Below are 17,039 nucleotides of genomic sequence, written 5' to 3'. Positions count from 1 at the left end.
TCATCCACCGGCTATTCTCAGCGTGACCACAGCGGGTACGGCCGGACGGAGACGTCAGTAGATGAGCACGTTCGGCAGCGCCAGATATGTCGGCCGGGTGGGTGCGCTCGCGGTGGCGCTGGGCATCGGCGCGGCCGTCACCGGGGCTCCCGCGGTGGCCTGGGCCGAGCCCGATACCGCACCCAGCGCCGACGGCGCCGCGACCCAGACCGAAGCCAAGACGACGGCCACCGACCCCGGACCGGCAACCGAGAGCACCCCCGCCGCGACGGCCGCGAGCCCGGCCGCGAGTCCGACCGTCAGTCTGACCAAGCCCACTGACAAGCCCACCACCAAGAAGTCGCGCAAAGCCACCCCACGGCACGCCGCCACCGCGACCGCCGCCGCCAACAAGAAACCCACCGCGACCGCCCCGGCGCAGCCCGCGGCCACCGCCGATCAACCCGCCGCGAAAACCGCCGCCACGGCGCCGTCCGCCCCGGTGACGGCCAGCGCGGCCCCCGCCATGACCGGTGCGCTGCGCACCGCCACGGCGAGTTCGATTGTCCAGCAGGCTGTTCCCACGCCCACCACGCCGCCACTGATCACGGCCGTCAAGTCCTTCCTGACCGCCCTGGCGGCACCGTTCCTGGGCAGCGGATCGACTCCGCACCTGGAGTTCCCCGGGCTGTGGGTGTTGCTGGCCGCGGCCCGGCGCCAGCTCGGGCTGTCCGACACCACTGCCCGCGTCACCGAGACGCAGACGATGAGCGCGCTGAGCGTCACCACCGCGACCGCCACGGTGCCCAACCAGCAGCCGGTGGTCGGCACACCCACGCTCGGTGATCCGAATCCCACCACCGGCGCCGTCACCGGCCAGGTCGTGGCGAATGACCCAGAAGGCAAGGCGCTCAGCTACGCACTGGTCACTCCACCGGCACTGGGCACCGTGACCGTCAGCAAGACCGGCGCCTTCACCTACACCCCCACCGCGGCACAACGCGTCCAGGCCGGGGTGTCCTCGGTCGCCGACGCCCAATTCACCGTGTCGGTATACGACGGCGTCACCGCCAAAGTGAGTACCGCGGTGGCGGTTCCGATCAGTCCGACGCCGGTGCAGCTGTTGAGTCCGGTGCCCACCGCGGACCAGACCTACGCGGTGGCCGCCAGCAATACCCGTGCCTACGTTGCCAATTCCGATACCGGCTCCGTGACGGTCATCAACACCCTCGACGGCACCGTGGTCACCACGATCGCCACCGGCAGCACCCCCACGGCCGTGGTCGTCAAAGCCGACGGCAAGCTGGCCTACGTCGCCAACAGCGGGAACAACACCATCTCGGTCATCGACACGGCGACCAACACCGTCAAAAAGCAGATCGCCCTCGCCTTCACGCCGACCGCCCTGGCGATCAGCCCATCCGGCGGCACGCTGTACGTCGGCAACGCCACCGGCCGGGCACTGAAGCTCAATGCATCGACGGGCAAGAACATCGCCTGGATGAACAACACCGAAGGCACCACGTCGTTCGCCGTCAGCCCCGACGGAAAGAAGGTGTACGCGACCACCGCAGCCGGGGTCGCCGTGGTCTCCTCGAGCTGGTCGTCCAATACCGCCAAACTCCTTGCCGCCGTCGGGACCTCGGCCAAGGTGCTGGCCACCAGCCGCAACAGCACCAAGGTGTACATCGCCACCGACGCCAGCACCGTCACCGTTCTGGAAACCACCGGCTACACCGCCGTCGGCAGCCTCGCCGTCACCGGCCCCGTCCAGTCGGGCCTCGTCAACAAGGACGGTTCACTGCTGGTGGTCGTCGCCACCGACGGCCTGTTGACGGCATTCGACACCACCACCAACACCGCCCTCACCTCGCTGGACACCGGCAGCACCGCACGCGGCATGGCCGCGAGCACCGACGGTATGCAGCTGTACGTCACCGACACGTCGGCGCTGCGCGTGGTGTCGCTGGTACCCACCAATGCCACACCGGTGCTCAGCGCACCGACCGACACCGGCAACACCAGCACCGGCATCAGCACGGGTTCCTTCGGTGTCGCCGACGCCGATGCCGACCCACTGAAGATCACGGTGCTCACCGCGCCCACCAAGGGCAAGGTGACCTTCGCCGCCGACGGCACCTACACCTACACCCCCACCGCCACCGCCCGGCACATCGCAGCCTCCACCAGTGCCCGCACCACCGACCTGACCGACCGCTTCACCTTCACCGCCGACGACGGCCGCCGCGGCATCGTGACCCAGACCGTCACCGTCACCATCGTGCCGGGCAACACCACCCCGACGGTGAAAGTGTCTGCCCTGACGACGAATACGTCCGGCGTCGTCACCGGATCGGTGACCGCGACCGACGCCAACAAGGACAAGATCGTCTACGACGGCACCTACGCCGCAATTAAGGGCACCGTTGTCGTCGGCGGCGACGGCAGGTTCAGCTACACCCCCACCGTCACCGCCCGGCACGCGGCGGCCACCGGTGACCCGTCCGCGGCCACCGACACATTCACCGTGACAGTCGACGACGGCCATGGCGGCGTCGTCGCCAACTCGATCACGGTGGCGATCACCCCGCTGAATGCCGCGCCCACCAACGCCACCGTCAGCGCACTGACCACCAGCACGCACGGCACCGGGCGGGTGACGGGCCTGGTCACCGTCGCCAATACCGATGGCGACACCCTGGTGTACACCGCGACCGCCGCCGCCAAGGGCACCGTGCAGTTCAACGCCGACGGCACCTTCAGCTACACCCCCACCGACAGCGCCCGGACCCAGGGAACGAGCACCGACTCGTTCATCGTCACCGTCAGCGACGGTCACCGCGGCGCCACCAGCGTCACGGTGAATGTCGGCGTCACCGGATCGACGGCGGGCAACACCTTGCCGGTACCCGGGGCCACGCCGTACACGGCCAATGTGAACGGCTCGACCGGGGTGGTCACCGGTCAGATCGTCGCCACCGATGCCGGCTCGCTGAGCTATCTGCTGGACGCCGCCGTGCCCAGCACCGTCGGCTCGGTGATCCTCAACAGCAACGGGACATACACGTTCACCCCGTCCAACGCGGCGCGCTACGACGCCTGGTTCACCCCGGCAGCGGCCACGCTCACCTTCACCGTCGCCGCCTCCGACGGTCAGGACGCCACGGCGATCGATGTCACCGTGCCGGTCACCGCGCTGCATCCCGATGCCGACGGCACGCTCACTCTCGCTGAACTGAAAGCCCTTGCCGCCAACGGCAATGTCGATATCGGCATGAACGCGGCAGGCACCATCGTGCGCAACATCGACGGCACGTTCAGCACCGCCACCGTCACCGACGCCGCGTCGGCCGCTGCCGCGCTCAATCACATCGCCGCCCTGCTGGGCGCACCGGCCGGCTTTGCCACGGCCGACCACATCACCACCGGCACCGTCGGCTACACCGGGGAGAGCTTCTACCGGCTCCGCCTGACCAAGAACGGGCTGGACGTGCTGGGCAGCGAGGTGGTGCTGTCCACCGACGACACCGGCCGGGTCACCGGGGTGTTCAGCAATTACGATCCGGAACTGGCCGGCGTCAACACCACCCCGGCGGCAAGTGTCGACACCGCGGCCAAGGCGATCGCCCTGGTACAGGCCGACCTGCTGGGCGGGCTCGGCGGCACCCCCAGCACCGCGGTCAAGGATGCGTTCTTCGCGTCGATGACCTACGACACCGCACTGGTCATCTATGACGAGAATCCGAGCAACAATTTCACGACGTCGTATCCACCGCGGCTGGCGTGGCAGGTGGTGGCGACGTCGAAACCGGACAGCGTCTACCCGACGGTGGGCACCACGTACCAGATCTACGCCAACGGCACCGATGCGGGCACCATCTTCTCCGAGTTCGCCAGTGCCCAGTACGCCTCCACCCCGGTGGCGTCCTCGGGCAAGGATCTGCTCGGCGCCATCCGCACCGTCAGCGCCGGAAACACCGGTAGCACAGTCGTTCTCACCGATGTGTCGCGCAACATCACCACCTACCTGACCAATTACGTCAGCACCGGGTGGAGCGGGCTGCCGCTGATTCCCGGCAGTTCGATCGCCTACACGGGCAGTTGGTCCACGGCCGCGGTGTCCGCGCAGGCGAATGCGGCGCGGGTGTACGACTACTACACGACGATCCTGGGCCGGCATTCCTTCGACGACGCCGGTGCCCCGATCGTGCTGTCCATCGACTACAACCCCAGCGGATCATCGGCGGCCGGCTGGCGCAACGCCGCCTGGGACGGTCACGAACTGGTGTTCGGCGACTCCGGAAACACCCAGGCCGCATTGGATCTGGTGGGCCACGAGTACACCCACGCCGTCGTCCAGTATGTGTCGGGACTGGCCTACGTCGGCGAATCCGGGGCGCTGAACGAGGCATACGCCGACATCATGGGTTCGCTCATCGAGAACAAGACCGGCTCGGCGCGTTGGCTTTTCGCCGAGGACGCGGCGGGCAATCCGTATCGCAACATGGCCGATCCCTCGCAGTACGGTCAGCGCGAGCTCTACACCGTCCGGTATCTGCAGAGTTGCGGCTGCAGCACCGACGACTTCGGATATGTGCACTCCAACAGCGGCATCATGTCCTTCGCCGCGTACAAGATGATGACCGCGACCGCCGACGAGATCTCCGGTGAGCAGTGGGCCAGGGTGTTCTACGACTCGCTGTACCGGCTGCCCTCGACCGCGACCATGGTCGACGCACGGTTCGCAGTGATCGCCAGTGCCCGCGCCAACGGATTCACCGACCAGCAGATCGTGGTGGTGAAATCGGCATTCGATGCGGTCGGCGTGACGACCACCGCGGCGCTCTGACACCCGCCGCATTTGCGTTCGAGCGCGCTCGAACTCCTAACGTCGCGGCCATGACGACAACACCACAGACCTGGATCATCACCGGCGCTTCGAAGGGATTCGGGCGGGCCATGGCCGAGGCCGCCCTTGCCTGCGGCGATCACGTCGTGGCCGCGGTCCGCAATCCGCGCAGCATGGCCGACCTGAACACCACCTTCGGCGACCGCGTCACCACCGTTGCGTTCGACGCCCGCGATACCTGCGCCGGCGCAGGCCTGATCCAGGCCGCGGTCGACCGCTACGGCCGCCTGGACGTCCTGGTGAACAACGCCGGCCGTGCCATTGTCGGTGCGGCCGAGGAAGTCACCGATGCGCAGCTACGCGACTTGATGGACCTGCACCTGTTCGGTCCCGCTGCCCTGGTGCGCGCGACGTTGCCGATCATGCGTGCCCAAGGCGGCGGAACGATCGTGCAGATGAGCAGTCAGGGCGGTCGGATGTCTTTCCCAGGTGTGTCGACCTACTCCGCGTCGAAGTTCGCACTGGAAGGCTGGTCGGAAGCGTTGGCCGGCGAGGTGGCGCCGTTCGGGATCCGGGTGATGCTGGTCGAGCCCAGCCGGTTCCGCACCGCGTTCAATGCCCCCGACGTACTCGACTTCACCGCCACCTCCCCGACCTACCGCGACATCCTGGCCGACGTGCGCGCCGACATGGCCGGTACGGACGGCCGCCAGGAAGGCGACCCTGCCAAGGCCGCCCAGATCATCGTCGCCTTGGCCCATTCCGAGGAGGTGCCCCTGCGGCTGCCGCTGGGCGCCGAGGCCGTCCAGCGGCTCACCGCCGCATACCAGCGTGGTCTGGACGAGGTCGGCAGGTGGGCCGAACTGGGCCGCAGCGCCGATTACTCCGATGCCGCCGCATCGGCGCGACCGATCTAGGATCGGGTATGTCCACCGACGACCTGATGGGCCGGGCGCTGGCGGCGCTGGGCGAGGCCGACGGCCCCATGTCGATCGAGGTCATCCATCGGCTCGCCGACACCAGCGACGTCCGCGAACCGATGACCATCGCCGAAGTGGCCGATCTGCTGGATGTCTCCGCGCACACCCTGCGTTACTACGAACGGGCCGGGCTGGTCGAAGTGGACCGTGACCGCAGTGGGCACCGCAGTTACCACCCCGAAGCGGTGCGCCGTCTGGTTTTTCTGACCCGGATGCGGTTGTCCGGCATGGCTATCCGCGATTTGCAGCACTACATCTCGCTGGTCGACAGCGGCGAACAGACCGTCCCCGAACGACTCGACATGCTGCTCGAACATCGCGACACCATCCGCCGCCAGATCCGCGAGCTCACCTTGTCGCTGGCCGCCACGGAATACAAGATCGCCACCTACGGCGGCAGCACCGGCGACACGTGCTGACGCTCTAGTCCCCGAACACCTTGTGCACCACCATCTTCGCCCGCCGGGTGACGCGCAGGTAGTTGTCCAGGAACTCGCTGCCGTCACCGCTGTCCCAGCCGGCGGCCACGGCGACGGCGTTGAGCTGACGGCCCGGCCCGGGCAGTTGATCGGTCGGCTTGCCGCGCACCAGCACCAACGCGTTGCGCGCCCGGGTGGCCGTCAGCCAGGCCTGACGCAGCTGATCGACATCGCCTTCGGCGATCAGCTCGGCGGCCCCGATCGCGTCCAGCGTCTGCAGGGTCGAGGTGTTGTGCAGGGCCTGGATGCGGTGGGCGAAGCGCAACTGCAGCAGCTGCACCGTCCACTCGATATCGGCCAGGCCGCCGCGGCCCAGTTTGGTGTGGGTGTTCGGGTCGGCTCCGCGCGGCAACCGCTCGGCGTCCACGCGGGCCTTGATCCGCCGGATCTCCTGCACCGTCTCCGGTGAGATGCCGCCTTCCGGATACCGCGTCTTGTCGATCATCCGCAAGAAGCGCTCACCCAGGTCCTGGTCGCCCGCCACTTTGTTCGCCCGGAGCAGGGCTTGGGTCTCCCACGGCTGGGCCCACTGCGCGTAGTACGCCTCGTATGACGAAAGTGTGCGCACCAGTGAGCCATTGCGGCCTTCGGGGCGCAGCCCAGCGTCCACCTCCAGCGGCGGGTCCGAACTCGGCATCCCCAGCAGGGTGCGCACCTGCTCGGCCACCCCGACAGACCAGCGCACCGCGGCGGACTCGTCGGTGTCGCCGATCGGCTCGCACACGAACATCACATCGGCATCGGAGCCGTAGCCCAGTTCCCCACCGCCGAGCCGGCCCATCCCGATCACCGCGATCCGCGCCTTCGGCCCCTCGGCCGGGGACCGATCCCGGATCACCGCGTCCAGCGCACACTGCAGCACCGCCACCCAGATCGAGCTGAGCGCATGGCACACGTCGGTCACTTGGAGCATGCCGAGCAGGTCGGCCGAGGCCACCCTGGCCAGTTCGCGGCGGCGTAGTGTGCGGGCCGCGGCGATGGCGCGTGCCGGATCGGCATGGCGGGCGGCCGACGCCACCAGTGAGCGGGCCACCCCGTCCGGGTCCACTTCGAGCAGCTTGGGTCCCTGCGGGCCGTCGGCGTAGAGCTGAATGACTTCCGGCGCGCGGAGCAAAAGGTCGGGGACATACGCCGAGGTGCCCAGCACACGCATCAGGCGCTTGGCCACCGCGCCCTCGTCGCGCAACGTGGACAGATACCAGCGCAGATCGCCGAGTTCCTCGCTGATCCGGCGGTAGAACAGCAGACCGGCATCCGGGTCCGGGGTGTCCGAGAGCCAGTCCAGCAGGGTCGGCAGCAGAACTTTCTGCACCTGGCCGCGACGGCCGTTCTCACTGGTGAGCGCCGCGAGGTGGGTCAGCGCGCTCTGCGGCCCTTCGTAACCGAGCGCGGCGAGCTGACGTTCGGCCGCCTCGGTGCTCATCCCGTCGAAGCCCTGTCCGCCCATCGTTTCCAGCAGCGGCTGATAGAACAGCTTGGCGTGCAGGCGCGACACCCGCATGCTCTGACGTTTGAGTTCCTCGCGCAGCACGCCTGCCGCGTCGTGGCGGCCGTCCGGGCGGATGTGCGCGGCCCGCGCCAGCCAGCGCATCGCCTCCTCGTCGCCGTCCTCGGGCAGCATGTGGGTGCGCTTGAGCCGTTGCAGCTGCAACCGGTGCTCGAGCAACCGCAGGAACTCGTAGGAGGCGGTCATGTTGGCGGCGTCGTCACGGCCGACATAACCGCCGGCTCCGAGCGCGGCCAGTGCGTCGACGGTGGACGCCACGTGTAGCGAGTCGTCCTTGCGGCCGTGCACCAGCTGCAGCAACTGCACCGCGAACTCGACGTCGCGCAGGCCACCGGTGCCGAGCTTGAGTTCGCGCGAGCGCACCCCCGCGGGCACCAGCTCCTCCACCCGGCGCCGCATCGCCTGCACATCGGCGACGAAATCCTCCCGCTCGCAGGCGGTCCAGACCATCGGCATCAGCGTGTCGATGTACTGCGCGCCGAGCTCGGCATCGCCGACGGCGGCCCGCGCCTTGAGCAGAGCCTGGAATTCCCAGGTCTTGGCCCACCGCTCGTAATAGGCCACATGCGACTCCAGGGTGCGCACCAGCTGCCCGCGCTTGCCCTCGGGACGCAGCGCGGCGTCCACTTCGAAGAAGGTGTCACCGGCAAAGCGCATCATCTCCCCGGCTACCCGGGTGGTGATGGCGTCGGCCGCTTCGGCCACGAAGATCACGTCCACATCGCTGACGTAATTCAATTCGCGCGCACCGCATTTGCCCATCGCGATGACGGCCAGCCGGGGTGGCGGAGTGTCCTGCCCGCACACCCCCGCGGTGGCGACCGCCAGCGCGGCGGCCAGTGCCGCGTCGGCCAGATCCGACAGGTGCGCGCCGACGGTGCTGAACTCCAGCACCGGTTCGTTCTCGACGGTCGGAGCCAGATCGAGTGCGGCCAGCACCAGCAGCCGGTCCCGGTACAGGCTGCGCAGTGACGCCTGCACCGACCTTGTGTCCGTGGTGCTTTCGGCCACCGCGACGAATTCTTTGCGCAACTGGGCGGCCGTCGGCAGGGTCAGCCGCCCGGACAGCAGATGCCACGACTGCGGCCGGGCCACCAGGTGATCACCCAGGGCCATCGACCCGCCGAGCACCGAGAACAGCCGGCCTCGCAGCGCCTTGTCCTTGACCAGGGCGTGCTTGAGTTCATCCCAGTTGTCGCCCAGTTCATCGGCCAGCCGCACCACGGTGCGCAGTGCGGCGTCCGCGTCGGGCGCGCGCGACAGTGACCACAGCAGTTCGACGTGTTCGTCGGTGTTCCAGCCCAACCGGTCCAGGTCCGCACGTGCCGACGCCTCGACCAGCCCCAGACGTCCTACGCTGGGCAGCCTCGGTCGTGAAGTAGCGGGTTTGGCCACGCTCCCAAACCTACCTGGGGCGAGCGAAGCGACGGGGAGGGGCTTCCTGGGGCGAGCGAAGCGACGGGGAAGGCTACAGCGACAGGTAGTTCTTCAGCTCGAACGGCGTGACGGTGCTGCGGTAGTTCTCCCACTCGGTGCGCTTGTTGCGCAGGAAGTAGTCGAAGACGTGCTCTCCCAACGCTTCCGCGACGAGTTCGGAGCCCTCCATCTCGGCCAGCGCGACGCCCAGCGAGGACGGCAGCTCGCGGTAACCCATGGCCCGGCGTTCCTCGGGCGTCAGGCTCCACACGTTGTCCTCGGCCTGCGGCCCGAGCACGTAGCCCTTCTCGATACCGCGCAGTCCGGCGGCCAGCAGCACCGCGAACGTCAGGTACGGGTTGCATGCCGAGTCGGGGCTGCGCACCTCGATACGACGGCTGGACGCCTTGCGCGGCGTGTACATCGGCACCCGCACCAAGGCCGACCGGTTGGACGCACCCCAGGACGCCGCCGTCGGCGCCTCGCCGCCGTGCACCAGCCGCTTGTAGGAGTTCACCCACTGGTTGGTGACGGCGCTGATCTCGCTGGCGTGCTCCAGGATGCCCGCGATGAACGACTTGGCGACGTCGGAGAGCTGCAGCGCGTCGTCGGGGCTGTGGAAGGCGTTGGTGTCGCCCTCGAACAGGCTCATGTGGGTGTGCATGGCCGAGCCCGGGTATTCGCCGAACGGTTTGGGCATGAACGACGCCCGCACCCCGTCGGCCAGGGCGACCTCCTTGACCACGTACCGGAAGGTCATCACGTTGTCGGCCATCGACAGTGCGTCGGCGTAGCGCAGGTCGATCTCCTGCTGGCCTGGCGCGCCCTCGTGGTGGCTGAACTCCACCGAGATGCCCATCTGCTCCAGCGCGTCGATGGCATGCCTGCGGAAGTTGGGGGCGGCGTCGTGCACGGCCTGGTCGAAGTAGCCGCCGTTGTCGGCAGGGATCGGCACCGACCCGTCGTCCTCGCCCGGCTTGAGCAGGAAGAACTCGATCTCGGGGTGCACGTAGCAGGAGAATCCGAGGTCACTGGCCTTGGCCAGCTGGCGGCGCAGCACGTGCCGCGAGTCCGCCCAGGACGGCGAACCGTCGGGCATGGTGATGTCGCAGAACATCCGCGCCGAGTGGTGCTGGCCGGCGCTGGAGGTCCACGGCAGGATCTGGAAGGTGGACGGATCGGGCCGCGCCACGGTGTCCGATTCGTAGACCCGGGCGAACCCCTCGATCGACGAACCGTCGAAGCCGATCCCTTCTTCGAACGCCCCTTCCAGCTCGGCGGGCGCGATCGCCACCGATTTGAGGTATCCGAGGACGTCGGTGAACCAGAGCCGCACGAACCGGATATCGCGTTCCTCCAGCGTGCGCAGCACAAATTCCTTCTGGCGGTCCATGACCGAAGCCTAGGCAGCGGCTGTTAAATCTGTGTTACACGGGCGAATCGGGTTCGCGCGGAACCACCCGAATCAGCAGCGCAGGCCCGCCGGCGGCAGGGTCATCTCGGTCAGGAAGTCCACCACCGAGCTGTCCACACAGGCGTCGCCGTTGAACACGACGGTGTGCTGGGTGCCGTCGAAGGTGATCAGCGCGGCGTCGAGCTCCCGGGCCAGGTCGACGCCGGCCTGGTACGGCGTCGCCGGGTCGCGGGTGGTGGACACCACCACCGCCCTGCCCGCCGGCAGCGGGGACGCCTGATGCGGCACGGTGGTCGCCGGCACCGGCCACAGCGCACACATGTCCCGCGGTGCGTAGCCGGTGAAGGTGCCGTACTCCATGAACGGAGCGGCCGCGCGGGCCCGCTGATCGGCCTGCGCCCACGCCGCCGGGTCCGTCGGGTACGGCGCGTCCACGCAGCGGATCGCGGCGAACGCGTCCTGCTGGTTGCCGTAGCGGCCGGCCTCGTCGCGGTGCCAGTAGTCATCGGCCAGCGTCAGCAGGTCACCGGCGTCGGTACCGCGGGCCAGCCCGAGCAGCCCGCTGGTGAGGTACTTCCAATACCGCTTGGTGTACAGCGCGTTCGCGGTACCGGTGATGGCGTCGGCGTAGCCCAGTCCGCGCGGATCCGAGGTGCTGCCGGGGCGTTGCACCAGTGGGTCGACGAGTTGGTGGTAGCGGCTGGAGAACTGCGCGGGGTCGGTGCCCAGCGGGCAGTCCGTCGACAGCGCGCAGTCGGTGGCGTAGTCGGTGAACGCCTCCTGGAAACCGGCCAGCTGGTTGATGTTCTCGTTGATCGGGTCCGAGCCGGGGTCGACGGCCCCGTCGAGCACCATCGCACGGACGCGCTCGGGGTACCGGTCGGCGTAGGCGGCACCCAGTTCGGTGCCGTAGGAGAAGCCGAGATAATTGATCTGCTCGTCGCCGAGGGCGGCCCGCACCACATCCATGTCCCTGGCCGCCGACGCGGTGCCGACGTTGGCCAGGAAGTCGCGGCCCATCTTGTCCACGCAGGACTGGGCGAATTGCCGGTAGACGCTTTCGATATGGGCCACCCCGGCCGCGCTGTAGTCGGCCATCGGATCGCGGCGGTAGGCATCGAATTCGGCATCGGTGCGGCAGCGCACCTGCGGGGTCGAATATCCGACGCCCCGCGGATCGAACCCGACGAGGTCGAAACGCTGCCGGATCTGGGTACCGTCCAGCGCGGCGGCCATCCCGGCCACGGTGTCCACCGCCGATGCGCCGGGGCCACCGGGGTTGACCATCAGGGTGCCGATCCGCGGCCCGGTGGCAGGAACCCGGATCACCGCCAGTTGTGCTTGCGGCCCTTGCGGATTCGCGCTTTCACCGACGGCGTTCCAGTCGACCGGGACCGCCACCTGCGCGCACTGCGCCGTCGGCAGCGCCTGGCCGATCAGCGGACCGTTGCCGAGGAGGAGCTGACAACTGCCCCACACCGCGGGCCGGCCGTAGACCGATTCGGGTGCGGCCTGCGCCGGTGCGCACAGCGCGCCGGCGACGATCGGGATGGCCAGCAGCATCGCGAAAATCCTGCCCACCAGCCACATGGCGCCCATGGTCGCACGGCACAGCGAGCTGGTCGTCCGCAGCGTCCGCGACGGTGACGATCAGCAATCAGACAGTGACGGGGCCGTTATCTTGGCTAGCAACGTGTCCCTGCCGGCGGCACCGCCACGTCCACGAGGTACTTCGCGGCGATGTCGTCCACGCAGCTGTTGCCCTGGAACACCACGGTGTGCTGGGTGCCGTCGTACGTCAGCAACGTGCCACCGAGCTGCTTGGCCAGGTCGACACCGGCCTGGTACGGCGTCGCGGGGTCGTTGGTGGTGGACACCACCAGGGTCGGCGGCAGGCCGGACACCTTGAGCTGGTGCTGTGTGGAGGTCGGCGGCACCGGCCAGAATGCGCACGTGCTCAGCGGCGCGTGCCCGGTGAACTCGCCGTAGCTCATGAACGGGGCGACCTGACGGGCCCGGCGGTCCTCGTCGACCACCTTGGCGCGGTCGGTGACGGGCGGCTCGTCGACACAATTCACCGCCACCCGGACATCGGTGGAGTTGTTGTAGTGCCCGTCGGCGTCGCGGCCCATGTACAGGTCGGCCAGCGCCAGCATGGTGTCGCCGTGCCCCTTCTTCAGTTCGCTCAGCCCCTGGGTGAGATGGCGCCACAGGTTGGGCGAGTACAGCGGCAGGATGGTGCCGACGACGGAGTCGCTGTAGCTCAGGCCGCGCGGATCCTTGGTCGGCGCAGGCTTGTCCACCAGCGGATCGACCAGCGAGTGGTAGACGTCGACTGCCTTGGCCGGGTCGGTGCCCAGCGGGCAGGTCGGGTTCGTCGCGCAGTCGGCGGCGTAGTTGTCGAACGCCGTCTGGAACGCCTTGGCCTGGCGGATGTCGGCCTCGATCGGGTCGGCGTTGGGGTCCACCGCACCGTCCAGGATCATCGCACGCACCTTGTCGCCGAACAGTTCGGCGTAGGCCGCCCCGATCCGGGTGCCGTACGAGTAGCCCAGGTAGGTCAGCTTGTCATCGCCGACGGCCTGTCGCATGGCGTCCAGATCCTTTGCCACACTGACGGTTCCGACGTTCTCCAGGAAGTCGTCGCCCATCTTCTGCCGGCATCGCCCGACGAAGTCCTTGGTCTCGGCCTCGATGTGTGCCACACCGGCCTCGGTGTAGTCGACCTGGGGGTCGGCCCGCAGCCGGTCGTTGTCCTCATCGGAGTTGCACCACAGTGCGGGCTTGGAGGAGCCCACCCCGCGCGGGTCGAAGCCGACCAGGTCGAATTGCTGACGCACCGTGTCGGGCATGGTGCCGACCAGTGAGACCGCCGATTCCACCCCGGACTCCCCCGGCCCGCCGGGGTTGATGAACAGCGTCCCGATCTTGGTGCCGGTGGCTTTGAACCGGATCATCGCCAGCTGTGCGACGTCACCGTCGGGCTTGTCGTAGTCCACCGGCACCGAGAGGAAGCCGCACTCCGCACCAGACGGGATCCGCGACTCGCCCGAGGAGGCCTTGCACGGCGACCACTGCACCGGAGTTCCGGGCCGGGGCGCGGAGATCACCGCACGCCCGTCGACGACTTTGCTGCATCCCGCTACCAGGAGCAGCACCATGGCGGCCGCGACGACGCCGCGCGTGAGCTTCATGGCTGACCATGCTGCCATGCGTGGTGATCGCGGCTGGTGAGGCGCCTAGGGACGGGAACTGGCGTCGAGCAACTCATCCAGTGCCACGGCGAAGTCGTCGGCCATATCCCACAGGTCGGGCAGCAGTTCGGGGCAGGAGATGATGCCGACGTCGAGCTTGCCGTTGAGCGACATGACGGTGATGTTCAGGCCCGAGCCGTGGAAGATCGGGCCGAGCGGATACATCGCCTTCACTTCGCAGCCGAGCAGATACAGCGGTATCTGTGGGCCGGGCACGTTGGACACCACCAGGTTGTGCACGGGCGCCGCCGCGGACAGGTTGCTGCGGGCGTAGACGCGCATCGCGATGCCGAACACCGCAGGCGCGGCGAACTGCGACCAGTCCTGCAGCAGCGTCGCCCCGATTGCCGAACTATGTTGCTTGGCAAGCGAATTCGCCGACGAAATGGCCATCAGGCGTTCGGCCGGATCTTCCACGTTGGTGTGCAGCGAGGAGAACATGCCCGACACCTGGTTGCGCCCGGGCCGGTCGGATTTGTCGTGCACCGACACCGGGATCATGGCCACCAGGGAGGATTCCGGCAGTTCGCCGCGGTCCTGCAGGAACCGCCGCAACACCCCGGACACCAGGGCCATCACCACATCGTTGACCTTCACCCCGAAGTGGGCCCTGACCTTCTTGATGTCCTCCAGGTCGAGCTGGGCGAACGAAATGTTGCGGTGCCCGGTGACATTGGCGTTGAAGGCCGTCTTGGGTGCGGCGAACGGGGCCGCCATCGTCAGCCCCTTGGTGGCCCTGCGCGCGGTGTCGATGACCGTGGACACGGTCGAGGGCAGCACGTTCATCAGCTTCAGCGGGCGCGTCGCGTACTTGAGCGCACCGCTGATCGCGATCTCCAACTCCGTCGCACTGCCCGCCCCCTGCACCGGGTCGGGTGGCGCGGCGTCGGGTTCGGTGCTGCACAGCGTGGACATCAGGTTGGCGCCGGTGACCCCGTCGACGGCGGCGTGGTGCACCTTGGTCATCAACGCCAGCCGGCCGCCGTCGTGCGCATCGGTGCCCGCGACGTTCTCGATGACCCACATCTCCCACAGCGGGCGGCTGCGGTCCAGCGGCAACGAGGCGATGTGCCCGCAGATCTCGGCGAGTTCGGCGCGACCTCCCGGGGCGGGCAGCCCGATCCGGTGCAGATGGCGATGGACGTCGAAATCGTCGTCCTCCACCCACACCGGGTGGTCGGGGTTGAACCGGCTGTCGGCGAGCTTCTCCCGGAACTCCGGCATCGCCTTGATCCGCAGCGCCAACTCGTCACGTAACCGGTCGAAGGCGTAGCCGCCGGGCACCGTGCCGGTGTCCAGTTCCAGGATCGAACACACATGCAGCGGCTGTGCGGCGGTCTCGAGATAGAGGAAACTGGCGTCCAGACCGCTGAGCCTTTGCATGAGGCCGATGTTAGGTCCGCAACCACACGCCGGTGTGAGGAAATCCACTTAACCTGCCGTTCAACTTTGCCGGGGTCGGTGGCAGACTGGTCGCTGTCAGAAGACCCGGGGACCGAGCAACGGCCTCGAGGATCAACCCGACAACACACATCGAGGGACAATGATGTCTGAGCAGTCCGTTTATGGTGGCAGCACAACACCGGTGAAAGTGCGCACCCATCATCTGCAAAAGTGGAAGTCCGAAGGCCACAAGTGGGCCATGCTCACCGCCTACGACTTCTCCACCGCCCGTATTTTCGACGACGCCGGCATTCCGGTGCTACTGGTCGGCGATTCGGCGGCCAACGTGGTCTACGGCTATGACACGACCTTGCGGGTCACCGTCGACGAACTCATCCCGCTGGTCAGCGCCGTGGTGCGGGGTGCGACACACGCGCTGGTGGTCGCCGATCTGCCGTTCGGCAGCTATGAGACCAGCCCGGCCCAGGCACTGGCCACCGCCACCCGCTTCATGAAGGAGACCGGCGCGCACGCGGTCAAGCTGGAGGGCGGCGAGCGGGTGGCCGAGCAGATCGCCACGCTCACCCAGGCCGGGATCCCGGTGGTCGCCCACATCGGCTTCACCCCGCAGAGCGTCAACAGCCTCGGCGGCTACCGGGTGCAGGGCCGCGGCGATGCCGGTGACCAGACCATCCACGACGCCATCGCGGTGGCCGAGGCCGGCGCGATCGCGGTGGTCCTGGAGATGGTGCCCGCCGAATTGGCCACCCAGATCACCGGGAAGCTGACCATTCCCACCGTCGGTATCGGCGCCGGGCCCAACTGCGACGCTCAGGTGCTGGTGTGGCAGGACATGGCCGGGCTGACGTCGGGCAAGACCGCCAAGTTCGTCAAGAAGTTCGCTCAGGTCGGCGACGCATTGCGCAGCGCCGCAACGCAATACGCCGACGAGGTGGCCAGCGGAGTGTTCCCCGCGGAGGAACACTCCTACTAGCCGTCAGGAAAACTCGGGCGCCCGCTTGCCCAGGAACGCCGCGATGCCTTCTTTTCCGTCGGAAGAGGAGGCATTGCCGGCGATATGGCGGGCTTCCTGTTCCAGCTGGGCCTCATAGCCCGCCGAGTAGGTGTTCAGCAGCAGTTTCTTCACCGCGGAGTTCGACCCTCGCGCACCCGCGGCGATCTGGCCGGCCAGGGCCTGCAACCGGTCGGGCAGGTCGGCGTCCGGGACAACCTCGGTGACCAGGCCCCACGTCAGCGCCTCCGGCGCCTTGAGCACCCGGTTGGTGATCATCAGATCCTGGGTGCGGCGCAGCCCGACCAGGCGCGGCAGCACATACGACGCGCCGCCGTCCGGGCTCAGGCCGGCCTTGGTGTAGGCCATGGTGAACGACGCCGATTCGGCGGCCAGCACCAGATCCCCGGACACCCCGAGGGAGAACCCGGCACCGGCGGCCACCCCATTGACGGCCGTGATGAGCACGGCATCCATCCGGGCGAAGGTGGACATGGCGCGGTGCAGATCGTTGGCGATGCCCTTGACGAACACTCCCGGGTCGGCTGCCGCGGCCATCGCCTTGAGGTCACCGCCCGCGCAGAAGAACCGTCCGGCGCCGGTCAGCGTGACCACCTTGGTCGCCTCGGTGTCGCAGAGCGCGGCCGCGACGGACAGGTCGCGGGTCATCGCGTCGTTCATGCCGTTGGCCGCGTCCGGCCGATTCAGCACGATGCTCACGACGGGCCCCGACTGAGTGAACTTCAGCGTCTCGAATTCGGTCATG

The 17,039-nt window shown here is 68.2% G+C and carries 10 protein-coding genes; 4 read left to right on the top strand and 6 right to left on the bottom strand.

Annotation, left to right across the window (positions count from 1 at the left end):
• Positions 1 to 61 precede the first annotated feature (61 nt).
• The 3 genes from ACXPWS_RS12250 to ACXPWS_RS12240 are packed head-to-tail and all read left to right on the top strand — an operon-like array spanning position 62 to position 6,227.
• On the top strand, positions 62 to 4,828 hold the full coding sequence (locus tag ACXPWS_RS12250; protein WP_458712684.1) for a M4 family metallopeptidase: 4,767 nt from the start codon (positions 62 to 64) through the stop codon (positions 4,826 to 4,828).
• 50 nt (positions 4,829 to 4,878) lie between these two features.
• On the top strand, positions 4,879 to 5,745 hold the full coding sequence (locus ACXPWS_RS12245; RefSeq protein WP_458712683.1) for an SDR family oxidoreductase: 867 nt from the start codon (positions 4,879 to 4,881) through the stop codon (positions 5,743 to 5,745).
• An 8-nt stretch (positions 5,746 to 5,753) separates the two neighbouring features.
• Complete coding sequence (locus tag ACXPWS_RS12240) at positions 5,754 to 6,227, top strand: MerR family transcriptional regulator (protein WP_458712682.1); 474 nt, start codon at positions 5,754 to 5,756, stop codon at positions 6,225 to 6,227.
• Between the two features lie 4 nt (positions 6,228 to 6,231).
• Here the strand turns inward: ACXPWS_RS12240 and ACXPWS_RS12235 are convergent, their stop codons facing one another.
• From ACXPWS_RS12235 to ACXPWS_RS12215, 5 genes are all read right to left on the bottom strand, one after another.
• Positions 6,232 to 9,189 (bottom strand): bifunctional [glutamine synthetase] adenylyltransferase/[glutamine synthetase]-adenylyl-L-tyrosine phosphorylase, encoded by a 2,958-nt coding sequence (locus ACXPWS_RS12235; protein ID WP_458712681.1) that lies wholly within the window; start codon positions 9,187 to 9,189, stop codon positions 6,232 to 6,234.
• A 73-nt stretch (positions 9,190 to 9,262) separates the two neighbouring features.
• A complete protein-coding gene (locus ACXPWS_RS12230) occupies positions 9,263 to 10,603 on the bottom strand; it encodes a glutamine synthetase family protein (RefSeq protein ID WP_458712680.1) in 1,341 nt (446 codons plus the stop codon).
• Between the two features lie 72 nt (positions 10,604 to 10,675).
• Positions 10,676 to 12,223: an alpha/beta hydrolase gene (locus ACXPWS_RS12225; protein WP_458712679.1), complete on the bottom strand. Its 1,548-nt coding sequence runs from the start codon at positions 12,221 to 12,223 to the stop codon at positions 10,676 to 10,678.
• Between the two features lie 86 nt (positions 12,224 to 12,309).
• Complete coding sequence (locus ACXPWS_RS12220) at positions 12,310 to 13,818, bottom strand: alpha/beta hydrolase (protein WP_458712678.1); 1,509 nt, start codon at positions 13,816 to 13,818, stop codon at positions 12,310 to 12,312.
• Between the two features lie 45 nt (positions 13,819 to 13,863).
• Positions 13,864 to 15,261 carry a WS/DGAT/MGAT family O-acyltransferase gene (locus tag ACXPWS_RS12215; RefSeq protein WP_458712677.1) on the bottom strand — a complete coding sequence of 466 codons (1,398 nt, stop codon included), beginning with the start codon at positions 15,259 to 15,261 and terminating at the stop codon, positions 13,864 to 13,866.
• A gap of 163 nt (positions 15,262 to 15,424) precedes the next feature.
• Between ACXPWS_RS12215 and panB the strand changes: the two genes are divergently transcribed.
• The gene (gene panB / locus ACXPWS_RS12210) at positions 15,425 to 16,255 is read left to right on the top strand and encodes a 3-methyl-2-oxobutanoate hydroxymethyltransferase (protein WP_458712676.1); all 831 of its coding nucleotides are present in this window, start codon (positions 15,425 to 15,427) and stop codon (positions 16,253 to 16,255) included.
• A gap of 3 nt (positions 16,256 to 16,258) precedes the next feature.
• On the opposite strand, the gene ACXPWS_RS12205 is transcribed toward panB, so the two are convergent.
• The gene (locus ACXPWS_RS12205) at positions 16,259 to 17,038 is read right to left on the bottom strand and encodes an enoyl-CoA hydratase/isomerase family protein (protein WP_458712675.1); all 780 of its coding nucleotides are present in this window, start codon (positions 17,036 to 17,038) and stop codon (positions 16,259 to 16,261) included.
• Position 17,039: the final 1 nt, after the last annotated feature.

It is taken from the genome of Mycobacterium sp. BMJ-28 (assembly GCF_054404835.1).
The sequence above is the reverse complement of the archived record's forward strand: the minus strand, read 5'-3'. Positions and strand labels throughout refer to the sequence as shown.